Origin of the sequence: Mesorhizobium sp. BR1-1-3 (assembly GCF_020165455.1) — a bacterium.
GTDB lineage: Bacteria > Pseudomonadota > Alphaproteobacteria > Rhizobiales > Rhizobiaceae > Mesorhizobium > Mesorhizobium ciceri.
Window position 1 is genome coordinate 300,589 of sequence record NZ_JAIUIC010000001.1, and the last position, 12,559, is coordinate 313,147.

At 61.7% G+C, this 12,559-nt stretch carries 13 protein-coding genes and 1 tRNA gene; 5 read left to right on the top strand and 9 right to left on the bottom strand.

Going from position 1 to position 12,559, the window contains the following annotated elements; genetic code table 11:
* Positions 1-212: 212 nt before the first annotated feature.
* Entirely contained in the window at positions 213-1,463 is a 1,251-nt protein-coding gene (locus LB559_RS01445) for a YcbK family protein (RefSeq protein WP_224672896.1), read from the top strand.
* Between the two features lie 302 nt (positions 1,464-1,765).
* Positions 1,766-1,840: transfer RNA gene (locus LB559_RS01450), tRNA-Glu, on the top strand.
* A gap of 810 nt (positions 1,841-2,650) precedes the next feature.
* On the opposite strand, the gene LB559_RS01455 is transcribed toward LB559_RS01450, so the two are convergent.
* From LB559_RS01455 to LB559_RS01475, 5 genes are all read right to left on the bottom strand, one after another.
* Positions 2,651-3,058, bottom strand: coding sequence for a TadE/TadG family type IV pilus assembly protein (locus tag LB559_RS01455; RefSeq protein WP_013531997.1), 408 nt, complete (start codon positions 3,056-3,058; stop codon positions 2,651-2,653).
* Positions 3,048-3,473, bottom strand: coding sequence for a TadE/TadG family type IV pilus assembly protein (locus tag LB559_RS01460; protein ID WP_064995340.1), 426 nt, complete (start codon positions 3,471-3,473; stop codon positions 3,048-3,050). Before LB559_RS01460 ends, LB559_RS01455 begins: the two co-directional genes overlap by 11 nt.
* A 19-nt stretch (positions 3,474-3,492) precedes the next feature.
* Positions 3,493-4,719: a pilus assembly protein TadG-related protein gene (locus tag LB559_RS01465; RefSeq protein WP_063167868.1), complete on the bottom strand. Its 1,227-nt coding sequence runs from the start codon at positions 4,717-4,719 to the stop codon at positions 3,493-3,495.
* Between the two features lie 322 nt (positions 4,720-5,041).
* Positions 5,042-5,305, bottom strand: coding sequence for a DUF6074 family protein (locus LB559_RS01470; protein ID WP_013532000.1), 264 nt, complete (start codon positions 5,303-5,305; stop codon positions 5,042-5,044).
* A gap of 191 nt (positions 5,306-5,496) precedes the next feature.
* A complete protein-coding gene (locus LB559_RS01475) occupies positions 5,497-5,793 on the bottom strand; it encodes a DUF982 domain-containing protein (protein WP_013532001.1) in 297 nt (98 codons plus the stop codon).
* Between the two features lie 243 nt (positions 5,794-6,036).
* Here LB559_RS01475 and map point away from each other — a divergent pair, with 243 nt between their 5' ends.
* Complete coding sequence (gene map / locus LB559_RS01480) at positions 6,037-6,864, top strand: type I methionyl aminopeptidase (protein ID WP_013532002.1); 828 nt, start codon at positions 6,037-6,039, stop codon at positions 6,862-6,864.
* Between the two features lie 27 nt (positions 6,865-6,891).
* Here map and LB559_RS01485 read toward each other — a convergent pair whose 3' ends face one another.
* Genes LB559_RS01485 through LB559_RS01495 form a run of 3 tightly spaced genes read right to left on the bottom strand, consistent with a single transcriptional unit; the run spans position 6,892 to position 9,875 of the window.
* Complete coding sequence (locus LB559_RS01485; protein ID WP_063172020.1) at positions 6,892-8,217, bottom strand: sensor histidine kinase; 1,326 nt, start codon at positions 8,215-8,217, stop codon at positions 6,892-6,894.
* Positions 8,214-8,975, bottom strand: a complete 762-nt coding sequence (locus LB559_RS01490; protein WP_063172019.1) for a response regulator — start codon at positions 8,973-8,975, stop codon at positions 8,214-8,216. The genes LB559_RS01485 and LB559_RS01490 overlap by 4 nt, the downstream gene beginning before the upstream one ends.
* A 42-nt stretch (positions 8,976-9,017) precedes the next feature.
* A complete protein-coding gene (locus LB559_RS01495; RefSeq protein ID WP_224672897.1) occupies positions 9,018-9,875 on the bottom strand; it encodes a MipA/OmpV family protein in 858 nt (285 codons plus the stop codon).
* Between the two features lie 249 nt (positions 9,876-10,124).
* Between LB559_RS01495 and radC the strand changes: the two genes are divergently transcribed.
* Together radC and LB559_RS01505 are read left to right on the top strand one after the other, a co-directional pair.
* Positions 10,125-10,886 (top strand): RadC family protein, encoded by a 762-nt coding sequence (radC, locus tag LB559_RS01500; protein ID WP_224672898.1) that lies wholly within the window; start codon positions 10,125-10,127, stop codon positions 10,884-10,886.
* Between the two features lie 110 nt (positions 10,887-10,996).
* Positions 10,997-11,773, top strand: a complete 777-nt coding sequence (locus LB559_RS01505) for a glutamine amidotransferase (RefSeq protein ID WP_013532007.1) — start codon at positions 10,997-10,999, stop codon at positions 11,771-11,773.
* 119 nt (positions 11,774-11,892) lie between these two features.
* Here LB559_RS01505 and LB559_RS01510 read toward each other — a convergent pair whose 3' ends face one another.
* The gene (locus LB559_RS01510; RefSeq protein ID WP_013532008.1) at positions 11,893-12,417 is read right to left on the bottom strand and encodes a hypothetical protein; all 525 of its coding nucleotides are present in this window, start codon (positions 12,415-12,417) and stop codon (positions 11,893-11,895) included.
* Positions 12,418-12,559 lie beyond the last annotated feature (142 nt).

The window sequence follows — 12,559 nt, forward strand, 5'->3', positions numbered from 1 at the left end:
ACTGTAATGTGTGGTGAGTTGACGGGCCGCCAAAAGCGGGCGAAATGGTGTCGTCAACCATCAAGCGGCCGTAATTCGGCAATCACTGCAAAAATACTTCCAGGCTTGCGGATTTGACACAGGTCTCGTTTCCGGATCGGAGACAAAGGTCACCTTGGCAGCGACGCATGCATGCCGCGCCAAGATATACCGACCGGACATCGAGGGGGAATTTGACTTTGAAATCAGCAGGATGGAGCCTCGCAAAGGGAGAACGCCGCGCCATTGTGGCAGCGCTCTGCTCCTTGCTTCTGGCCTCCTGCACTTCGGCTGGCGACCCGGCAATGTCGGTCGGAATGCCCGGCTACAATGCCACCGCATCGGACGTAAGCGCGGCCTCCAGCGGCAAGGCGATCGCCGCCTCCGATTCGTCTGATGTCACGACGGAGCAGACGACCGTGATGACGGCAAGCGACACGGCGCTGCCTGAAAAGGTCGCCTATGTGCCTGTGTCCAAACCGGGAGCTGCCTTTCCGCTGACCATGCCGGCGGGCGCCGAAACCATCGTTGGAAACACGCCGCAGTCGCTGACGCAGCAGGCACAGACCGCGCAGCAGACCGATGCGGTCGCCCAGCAGATCGCCGCGGCCGACGGCGACGTGGCGGCGCCGAAGCCCGCTGCCGCTCCGGCCATGAACAACCCGGTCTATGTGACGGCTGGCGAGATGCCGCAGGCCGAAGCACCAAAGAAGAAAGGCTTCCTCGCCTCGATGTTTGGCGCAACGCCAGCCTCGGCGACACCAGCCCCCCTCATCAGCAACGCCCGGACGGGCGAGCAGCCCCCGGCGCAGGCAAAAGCGACGCCAGCAGCGGCAAAGCCGATCATCACGCTTGCCTCGGCCAATTCCACGGCCAAGCCGGTACAGCTGGCTTCGCTCGGTGGCGATAGCGGTCACATCACCGGCAGCGATGCCCTGCCCGGCGTGCGCCAGACGGCCCTGTTCGAGATCAAGCGCAAGTCGGGCCTCGATGACGAAAGCGACGTCGACCTCAACGAGGATGAGGGGCCAGTGGGCGGCTCCTATCAGGTTGCGTCCGCCGCCGGCATGGCCCGGCTGGCGCCCAACGGGCTGCTCAAGCAGAACGAAAGCGTCGATGTGGCCTGCCTGAAGCCGTCGCTGGTGCGCGTGCTGAAGACGATCGAAGGCCACTACGGCCGCAAGATGACGGTGACGTCAGGCTATCGCGACCCGGCCCGCAACCGGCGCGCCAACGGCGCCAAGAATTCGCTGCACATGTATTGCGCCGCCGCCGACATCCAGGTTCCCGGCGTTTCGAAATGGGAACTGGCGAGCTACATCAGAAGCATGCCCGGTCGCGGCGGTGTCGGCACATACTGCCACACAGAATCGGTTCACGTCGACGTCGGTCCCGAGCGCGACTGGAACTGGCGCTGCCGCCGGCGCAGCGGCGGTGACGGCTAGCAGCGCTATTTGACGGCCTACGCCTGTCAGCCGCCAAGGCCGTTCCGGCAATATCGTTCCAGCCTCCTGAACATTCGAGATAGGCCGAAGCGTCCCCAACTTCGTCATCCTCGGGTCTTCGCGACGGAGCGCTCCTTGCTCCGCCCGTGGATGACGAAACGATGGGTGTCGCCGCTAATCGTCAAAGCCTGCCAACCCTCGGCAAACCGTTGATTTGGCAGGCCTGGAAAAAAGTTGTCCAAGGTGGCACCTGACGGGTTGCCGGTTGCGCACAACGCCAGTATAAGCCGCTTCGTCTGAGCGCGCCCATCGTCTAGCGGTTAGGACACCGCCCTTTCACGGCGGTAACAGGGGTTCGATTCCCCTTGGGCGTACCAGAAAAATTTGCGTTTGGCGCAAACCTCCCTCCCAATGTCGGCAATTTCGCTTGGCTCTCTGCTGCTCTCTTCAACTGACGCGCAGTCTTCCGCGATCACACCATAGGCCAACGCGGCCACACGGGTCATAATCCTGCTACAAAGTGGTCGATTCCTCAGGGATGTAGCCGCTCCAAGAGCCCGCCGCAGGTCGCCCCCGTGGCGGGCTTTTTATTGCACGGTCGAGTTGGGCTTTCACGGCATTGCGACAACGGGGCGAAGCCCGGAGTGGCAAGTCCGTATTTATTTGCCTGGTTTGCGTGCGGGAGCCTACCTGAGAACGGGTCGCGCGCCGCTCAAGACGACCCTCTTCAGCGCTTCAACCGGCATCCGACAGTGCAAAGTCAAAAGCCTGTTATGATCCACGGATTGGAGTCGTATCCGAGACGCGGCTCTGCCTTTGCGCCGCTATCTTCCGATTTGGCGGTTCCGGTGAAACCGCAGTCCAGATTTGCAACGGGCTTCTTGGCCGACGGTTTCGTGGAACACAAGGCGGCAGCGTCACTGACCGCCGCCTTCTTTTCCTTGGCAACAGCGACACCGGTCGCAGCGAAAACAACAGCCGCGCACAATACAGCCACTCTCATTGGAACCCCCACATTGCACCCGACAGATGGTCGGACATGACGTAACGTAATCTTAATATTAGCACTAACGAATATATTAGCTAGCCCCGCGCCATAAAAAGCAGGCCGAGTGCCAAGCTTGCGCCACGACCGCCAAACCGGTGCATTGGCAGAGCCCCAGCGCGCGAGGTTATCAGGCCACAGCCTAGCCGCTGCCAAGCAGCGGCACGGTAACGGTTGTCGCGTAGTTGATCGGGAAGGAACTGAAGTAGGGGAAGTCGATGACGAAGGCATAGGCGGCGGTCAGATGCGCCATGCGGAAGCCGCCGCTCACCGGGTCGATGGCGATGGTGACGTTCACGTCCTTGAACCCCAAGGCCTGCAATTTCTGCGTGGCGATCGATTGAATGTCGGCTTGGGTCAGCGTGTTCTTAAGCTGCAGCGAGCGCGCTGACGTCTCCAGCGTGTAGCGAACACTGGAGACCGAGTGCATCGACCAGCCAAAGGCGAATATTCCGAACAGCAGCATGACAAGGAAGGGGGCGATCAGCGCGAACTCCAGCCCGGCCCCGCCCGATCGATCCCGCCGCAACGCGCTTACCCTAGCGGACACGGATCATCTCCTGGTGACCGATGACGGTGGGAGCGGCAAAGGCGCCGAAGGCAATTGGCGGCACCCAGGTGCCCGATGCCTGTATCTGGACATAGATCGACGGCACCTTGGGCCCACTGCACATGGTGGAAGCGTCGACCACGGTCGTCCCGCACATACGGATGTGGCTTAGCGTGACCTGGCCGTCTTCCGGCCGATTTTCCCAGCTCGCAATGGCAAGGGCCTGGGTCGCCGCATCATCGGTCGATCCGCTCATGACCAGGTTCGCGGCCGTCTTCACACCGGCGCGCATCGACAGTGAACTCGTTATGTAGGACCAGCCGTCCAGAATACCAAGCAGCACCAGGCACAGAATGGGCAGCACCATCGCGAACTCGACCGCCGCAACGCCCGAATCATCGCCAAGGATCGGCATCGACCGGCGCCCCACGGAGCTACTCGGACAGTGCCACGGACCGCGCGGCTGGAATGTTGGGCACTCCGAGGCTCGAGCAATCCTGATTGATGGTTGAATTACCGGACCATTGAATCGTATTTGCGACGACCCTGGTGCAGCCGCCATTGCCCGAGAAGTTGCCAAGATAGCTCACTTGCTGCTTGGGGAAATAGATGGCCCCGGTCAAAAGCGAGTCCGCTGTGCCGTTGAATGTGCTGGATGCACTCATGCCGGTCCTGTCGCCGTAGAACAGAACGCCTGAGTAGGTGCCCGAAGTCGCCGCGCTGAGCTTCACGGACGCATTGCCATTCATGCTGACGGTCGAGCTGCCGGACATGAAGATGGTCACCCCGGCGCCGGTGATGGCCGCGTTGGCGTTTATCTTGAGATTGCCCTGGACGACATAAACGCCGGGCGAAAGCGTGACGTTGCCCTTCAGGTTCATGCCGCTGCAATAGGTGCCTGGACCGAGCGTCGCCTTGTTGTCGTTCAGGCAGGGGGTCGCGGCCACCGGGGCCGGCAGGTCGACAAAGGGATCGCCGGCGGGCAGTGCCTGGGTGATCGGGGCCGCGCAGACGGTGGTGACGGGATTGCTGAGAGAGACACCGCCCGCCGATATCAGGCAATCGGCCTGCAGACCGGCCGCGCCCTGAAGCTTGATGGCGTCGGAGGCGATGGAATTGGACATGACCGAGCAGCCGGTGAGCTTAACGCTGGTGCTGCCGGAAAACAGCACCGCCTGCGACGCGGACGGATCGAGCGCGAGCATGCAAGCACTCGAGGCATCGGTAATGACGGCCACCGCCCTCGCCTGTTCGGGAACCTTTTCCTGTGTGAAGATCAGGGTGAACATCCGGTCGAGCTTCTGGCCGACGATCACCTCGACCGCTTTTTTCGCCGTATTCGGTCCGGACGCGGGCGGCGTATTGACGACGATCGTGCCCGAGCCCAGCCCGTTCGACGCCGCGGACTGGGTCGCAGCCGCGACGATCGTCGGCTTGTCGGAACCCGAAATCTGTTCGAGCGCTCCGGCATAGGCGGCTGCATCGGCCGTCGCCTGCAATCTCAGGCTGTTGTAGTACCAATAGGAGGTCTCGACGCCGAAGCCCGCAGCGCCGACAACGACCGGCAAGGTGAGGGCAAAAATGGTGGCGACATTTGCGCCCGTGCTCCGGCGCATGGCGTCCATTACAAGCCGAACACGGGTGAAGCTATTCAAGGCCATGGCTTAGATTAGAAAGCACGCATAAATGAACGAATGGCTAAAAAGTTCGGTGCATTTTTGAGCAGTGGTCCATTGGCTTCAAAAAAGAAGTGCTTCGCTGGCTGATCAACGCGCGAGCGCACTTCCTGGCAAGCGAGAAGGGCTAGGGCCAGCGGGAGGCGGCGAGAGAGAGCATCGATGTCCTAGAGCATCCGCCTGCGATAGGCAGCCATGGGTTCGCACCCGATCAGCGAACTTGCCGTCGAAGGCAGCAAACACCGATGTGTTGCTGCTCGCACTGTTGGAGAATGCAGTGGGAAGCCAAAGCTGTGCAGGATTTTCTTCAAGCGGAAAGAATCGGCATCGGCTCCGCAACCACCCCGGCCGACATCTCTCTTTGCACGGCTTGGAAAAACCTGCGCACTTCATCGCTGGCTGCTGTTCTGTCCCTGCCGGAGCCGACCACAAGATCGAGCAACTCCGACGCCTTGGCCCTCCAGAACGAGGTGGCGGTCTCGCCATGCAGGTTGCCGAGCTTGGCAGCAACCTCTCTGACCAAGAATACCTGACGGTCGATCGGGAATGCACGGATTTTTTCTGGGGACATCTTCCGAACCATGAGACTGACGCAACGAATCAACCATTGCCAACAAGCAATGGCGTAGCCGGGAAGGTGGAAACGGAAGCTTAACGGCGCTGACGTGGGTGCTGGGACGCAACGATACGCTCGCGACATCGCCTGTGCGTCAAACGCGCTTCATTGGTTGCAGTGGGGGGCAGGCGAAACGGCGGCGGCCCTTAGGCCTGGAGCGCCCTCGCCTCACCGCCGCGCTTGCGCGGCGTCATCATATCCCTGGCCATCAGTCCGCTGGCCCGGCAAAACGCCATGAACGCCCGGCAAGCATCCTCGGTCTTGACCACGTCTACCGTGGCCCCAAAGCAGGCGTTGAAGGCTTTCTGGTAGATCGGGCCCTGACGGCGCGCAGGCCAGTCCTGGAGAAAATCGAGCGCCTGTTCGACGCCGTAGATCTCCTCGACCGGCAGGCCGGGCGCGGGCGCTATGCGCACCGGCACCTCGAATTGCAGTCTGTCCATTTCCTGTCTCCCGAACTGGCGCCACCGCAGCAACGCCGTTCGTCGTCAAAAGTTGCTTTGACCGGCTTTTGGCCCAGAAATGTGTCGTCACTTGGGTCGCTGAACCGCCCATGCAAGGCGAATATCTCGAACTGTGCGGGTGCATCGGGCAGTTCTTCCTTGAACCTTTTGCCCTCAAGTGCCAAATCTGGGGAGATCTTCACGTCGGCTCTCTTGCAGGGCCCTACCCGCTACACGGACAAAATGGTCACCTATCTCGACGCTGCCACGGCCCCGCTCAGAAATACCGGCCAGATCCGCCTCTATGGCGAGGACGGCTTTGCCGGCATGCGCAAGGCATGCGATCTCACCGCGCGCTGCCTCGACGAGCTGGTGCCGATGGTCCAGCCCGGGGTCACCACCGAAGCAATAGACCGCTTCGTCTTCGAATTCGGCATGGACCACGGCGCGCTGCCGGCGACGCTCAACTATCGCGGCTACACGAAATCATCCTGCACCTCGATCAACCATGTCGTCTGCCATGGCATTCCCGACAACAAGCCGCTCAAGGATGGCGACATCGTCAACATCGACGTCACCTACATCCTCGACGGCTGGCACGGCGATTCTTCGCGCATGTATCCGGTCGGCACGATCAAGCGCGCCGCCGAGCGGCTGCTCGAAGTCACGCATGAATGCCTGATGCGCGGCATTGCGGCGGTCAGGCCGGGCGCCCGCACCGGCGCCATCGGCGCCGCCATCCAGACCTTTGCCGAAGGCGAGCGCTGCTCGGTGGTGCGCGACTTCTGCGGCCACGGCGTCGGCCAGTTGTTCCATGACGCGCCGAACATCCTGCATTACGGCAGCGCCAATGAAGGCGTCGAGATGCGGCCAGGCATGATCTTCACCATCGAGCCGATGATCAATCTGGGCAGGCCGCACGTGAAGGTTCTGTCGGATGGCTGGACCGCGGTAACGCGCGACCGCTCGCTGTCGGCGCAGTACGAGCACACGATCGGCGTGACCGACACAGGGTGCGAGATTTTCACGCTGTCGCCCAAAAAGCTCGATCGCCCCGGCCTGCCGGCTTAGAGCGCACCTTACCCGGCGGGAGGCCGTCTATGCCGACTGCACATCCGCGGCATTCGGCAGGTCGATGGTAACGACCAGTCCGCTGGGCTGGTTGTCCTCCAATTCGATCCTGCCGCCGTGCCCCTGGACGATGTCGGCAACGATCGAGAGGCCCAGACCGAAGCCATGCTTCGACGCAATGCCGCGCGACGCATCTTCCTTGAAGAATGGTTCGAAAACACGGGCACGTGCCGTCATCGGAATACCCGGCCCGTCGTCCCCTACCGTGATGCGCGCCGCCGTGCCGGTCGCCGTCAAGGCGACCGTGACATTGCCGGCGAATTTGACCCCGTTGTCGCAAAGATTGGCGATCGCACGCGCCAATGCATTGGGCTTGCACCAGCCCAGAAGCCGGTCCGGCCCGGAATATGAGACAGGAAATCCGACATCGGAGAATTCGGCGCAGACGGTTTGCAGAACGCTGGCAATATCGGCGCGCTGCAGCTTCTCCGTCGAAACATCGTTGCGCAGGTAGGTAAGGGTCTCGTCGATCAAGATTTCGATGTGCTGGACATCGGACAGGATTGCGGTTCGGATTGGGCCATCATCCATGCGCTCGGCGCGAAGCCGCAGCCGCGTCAAAGGCGTGCGCAGATCATGACTGACGCTGCGCAACATGCGCGTGCGGTTTTCGATCATCGTGCGGATACGCGTCCTCATCCTGTTCAGGGCGCGCGCCAACCCCACCATTTCAATGGAGCCGTGTTCGACGAAGAGCTGGTCGCCATTCTCGATCTCGGCCGAACCGACTGCCGCCGAGATGCGCTTCAACGGATCCGTCACGGCCCAAACCGCAAACAGCCAGATCAGCACGGGCAAGGCGACGAAAGCCATGAACCTGTAGAACGAGGCACGGACGAGGCCCGATGTCAGCCAGGAATCGGGCATGCCGAAATGGGCCAGGACGTCCTGCTGGTCGAGGTCGATGACAAACGCGTATCGGCCGCCGACCCTTATCCAGCGTCCCTCAACCGTCCCCCTGTCGATACGCAAAAGCCATTCGACACTTCGCCATTGCAGATAGGATTGGGCAATGCCGCGTATCTGGTCCTTGGGCAATATCTCGAAATCAAAGCCGGCCCGCTTTGCTGTCGCCAGAATTGCGCCACGCGCCTGCGCCGGGGTTTCTTGCAACAAGGCAGCAACAACGGCCGCACGCCCGGCGTTATCTTCCGCGGCGGGAAGATCGGCGTTCTCTATGAAACTCTCGACGACCGAACCGACGAACATGATCACGATCACCGCGATGAAAATGATTGCCACAAACTGCCCACGCACGGACTGTGGCAAGAAACGGCGGATGAAATCCCTCATGCTTCCTCCACCGTCGCGGTGAAGATGTAGCCACCCAACCGAACGGTCCTCAAAAGCACCGGATCGCGCGCATCCTTTTCGATCTTCCTGCGGATTCGACTGATATGGACATCGACGCTACGCTCGATCGGCCCCGCGAGCCCGGCATGGGTTACGCCCAGAAGTTCCTCACGGGAGAGAACCCGGCCTGCGTTGCGACAAAACGCAAGCAACAGGTCGAATTCATGCGTCGTGGTCGTCACCCGCGCATTGTTGGGGTCATGCAATTGCCGGCGTATGGGATCAAGGCGCCAGCCGTTGAAACGAAGCACCTTCGACCAGTCCCGCTCGTCGGGATCATAGGATGTACGGCGCAGCAGCGCCCGTATCCTGGCCGTCAGTTCACGCGCGCTGAACGGTTTCGTCACATAGTCGTCCGCGCCGATTTCCAGCCCGAAGATGCGGTCGATTTCCTCGCCGAGCGCGGTCAGCATCAGGATCGGAATGTTGGTTGCGGCACGAAGACGGCGGCAGATGTTGAGACCGTTTTCGCCCGGCAACATGACATCGAGCACGATGAGATCGAATTTCTGGGTGCGAAGCGCGGCATTCATCTGGACGCCGCTCTCGGCAATTTCCACAGTCATGCCGTTGTCGGTGAGCGTGTCGCCCAGCATGCGTGCGATCTCCAGATCGTCTTCGACAATGAGGATGCGCGAACCTTGCCTTGCCGACGTGGATTCGGCGCTCAAATCGCTTTGGTGCCGTTGCTGTGCCATTCCGGAGCTTGTCCAGCTTGCATTTGGTGCCCTGGGTAGGCGTCAGAACCGATATCCGACGAGAAGCATCCCTGAAGGCTGGATCTTTTCGACGACGACGGGGCTGTCGGCAGCGTCACCCAAGAGAACGCCGACCCCCGCTTCGCCGCGCACCATCCAGTTCTCGTCGAGCATATATGTGGCGGAAACCGAAAAATCGGCGCGCTTCAAACCGGCGCCGGCATCATAGCGCGCCAGCCCCGAGCGAGCCGATTGCTCGGGCGTGACACCAAAATAGGCCTGCATGTAATTTTCGTCGGCGAACACGGCGGACGCGCTGGCGCCGATCATCAACGATTGAGACAGAGGCCGGGTCACCTCGATCCCCACCCTGCCCTCCAGGCCATCGCTGCCGCCGATGGTCTTGTCCAGCTGCGCGGATATTTCGACCGGACCGAACTTCGCCGCTGCCTTCACGCCGACCGTCGCGCCCATGTCGACATCCCCCACGCCGCGCAGATGGTCGGAGTCGTCTTCCTTGCGGCCCATCTCATAGCCAAGCCGCGCGCTGAAGGCGAACGGTCCTTGTTCATAAACGGCGATGTTGGCACCAGTCGGATCGATCGTCACCGTGTCGAGGAATGTCGCCGTGACGAAAGGCACCGGCATGATCTTGAATTCATTGCTGCCCTCGTATTTGGGGACGATGATGGCGCCGCCGCCGAGCACGACGTGCCAGTCGGACAGTTTCTGTTCGAAGCGCCCGAAACGGGAAGGCTCGGGCGGCAGGGTAAAATCATCGGAATTCACCGCAATGGCGTCTGCCGCCAGCGCGCCGTCCGAATGGGCTGAAAGCAGGATTGCCATGACCGCAAGAGATGCCCGGCCGGCAAATAGTCCAGAGTCAATTTTGGCGAACATGCGTGCTCCAGTATAGCGAGGCAAAGAGCCTCCGATGGCGTCACCATGTCAGGTGAAAGTGGCCGCATGCGTTAAGTGATGTTAAGTTTTGTTGCGCAATCGTGGTTTCATCTTGCCGTATAGGGAGGCCCTAGGCTGACAGTGGGCTGCCACGATCTGCCGTGGATCGTCTCGCGATCGGAGAACGGAACTGTTTCAATCCAGGCCAGAACAGCTCTAATGTCTGTGCCGGAGCAATGTGGGCGGGGTATGGGGAACACAAGCGACGATGACGAGCGGAGTTTCTTCTCCGAAGCGCCGATGCGGCCTGCTGCGAAAGCCAAGGCGACGCTCGACGAAAAGCCGCATTACCTCGGCCATCGCGACCGCTTGCGCGAGCGCTTTGCCCTGGCGGGTCCGGATGCCCTGCCCGAGTACGAACTTCTGGAACTTCTGCTCTTTCGCCTGATCCCTCGTGCCGACACCAAACCGGCGGCCAAGGCGCTGCTGGCACGCTTCGGCACGCTGGCCGAAGTGCTTGGCGCCCCGGTGGGCCTGCTGCAGGAGGTCAAGGGCATCGGCCCTGCGGTGGCACTCGACCTGAAAATCGTCGCCGCAACGGCGCAGCGCATGGCCCGCGGCGAGGTCCACGGCCGCGAGATCCTCTCGTCCTGGCAGCAGCTCCTCGACTATTGCCGCTCAGCAATGGCCTTCGAGGCGCGCGAGCAGTTCCGCATCCTGTTCCTCGACAAGAAAAACGCGCTGATCGCCGACGAGGTGCAGCAGACGGGTACTGTCGACCACACGCCTGTCTACCCGCGAGAAGTGATCAAGCGGGCGCTCGAACTCTCGGCGACTGCCATTATCCTGGTCCACAATCACCCGTCAGGCGACCCGACGCCATCGCGCGCCGACATCGAGATGACGAAGGAGATCATCGACGCGGGCAAGCGGCTGGGCATCGCGGTGCACGACCACATCATCATCGGGCGGAAGGGATATGCCAGCATGAAGGGCCTGCTGCTGATCTGAGGTGGCAGGGCCGGCGCCAACGCCGATCGACCCCGACCACACGATCCCAGAGATCGGGGCGGGCGAAACCGGCTGGAACAAGCGACTGGCGGAATCAGGAGAGCACGATCATGGCGAAGACAAAAGTCCTTCTTGTCGGCGAAAGCTGGGTGAGTTCGGCGACCCACTACAAGGGGTTCGACCAGTTCGGCAGCGTCACCTTCCATCTCGGGGCAACGCCCCTGGTCGACGCCTTGAAGGACAGCGAATTCGATCTCGACTACATGCCCGCTCATGAGGCCGTCGAGAAGCTGCCTTTCACCATGGAAGGGCTGTCGCAATACAGGACGATCATCCTGTCCGACATTGGCGCAAACTCGCTGCTGCTTCATCCCGATGTCTGGCTGCACGGCAAGACAGTGCCGAACCGGCTCAAGCTCCTGCGCGACTGGACGCTGGCCGGCGGCGGCCTGATCATGATCGGCGGTTACTTCAGCTTCCAAGGCATTGACGGCAAGGCGCGCTGGCATCGCACGGCGGTCGAGGAGGCGCTGCCGGTGACCTGCCTTCCCAATGATGACCGGCTCGAAATTCCGGAGGGCTTTCGTCCCGAGATCACTGGTTCAAGAGACCATCCGCTTTTTGCCGGCATTGAGGGCGAATGGCCGCTGCTGCTCGGCGCCAACGAGGTCGTCGCCCGCGATCGCGACGATGTCGAGGTTCTGGCGCGGCTGCCGCAGGACCAGGGCGGCCATCCCCTGCTGGTCACCGGGCGTCACGGCGAAGGGCGCACGCTGGTCTGGACGTCGGACATCGGACCGCACTGGCTGCCGAACAGTTTTGTCGAATGGCCCGGCTATGCGCGGCTTTGGACCAACGTGCTCCGCTGGGTCAGCAACGCCGTTTGATGATGTCGCCCCAAAGTGCGTTTTTGAGGCGACGACATGTATGAGAACAAAGGTTTGAAGCCGATCAGCATCACCGGGAACGGCGAGCTCGGCCGTTGCCGCCTTCGCCTCATGGTCGTTCACGGCGGATCGGTGTTGCAGTTTCCGGCAACCTGGCTGACCGCTTCGCCGAACCCGGCGAGGTCGAAATCGGCCTCGCCGCGCCCCGCCAGCAGCCCGAACCGCCACGAAAGCTGGAGCCGGTTCGCGGCGACAAGGCGCCTGATGCCATCGGCGCCATCGCGCACCAGCATCCGGCCGCGCGGCCCGACCGACCAGCTTTCGTCGAACTTGCTCTCCTGATCGACCGTAATCGACATGGTGATCTTGCGGCTGGCCGAAACAGCGTCGTTCAGTTGCAGCCATTCAGTCCAATGCGGCTCGCCGTTTGCCCGGCAGGCAATCGTCAGGATCGGGCTGTAGCTCAAGGCACCGCCGCCGGTGATCAGCTTGTTGGTGGCGTAGAGCGAGGCCGTCACGAGGCCGTCTTCACTCGTGCCGAAGCGCCAGTTGTCAGGCACCGTGCCGGCCTGGGCAATGCCGCAGACCGAGATAAGGATCAGCGCGATTGCCGAAGCGTGTCCCAATTCGACGAACAGTCTCAACACGCCCTCCAACAACCAAGCGGCTTGCAATAGAAGCGCAGATAATGATCAAAGCTTGGTCGCCACAGGCCGTCGCTCGCGAAGCATGGCGGCTGTTGCAGTTTGGCAACGAAAAAGGCCGCCTCGAGGGCGGCCTTCCTGT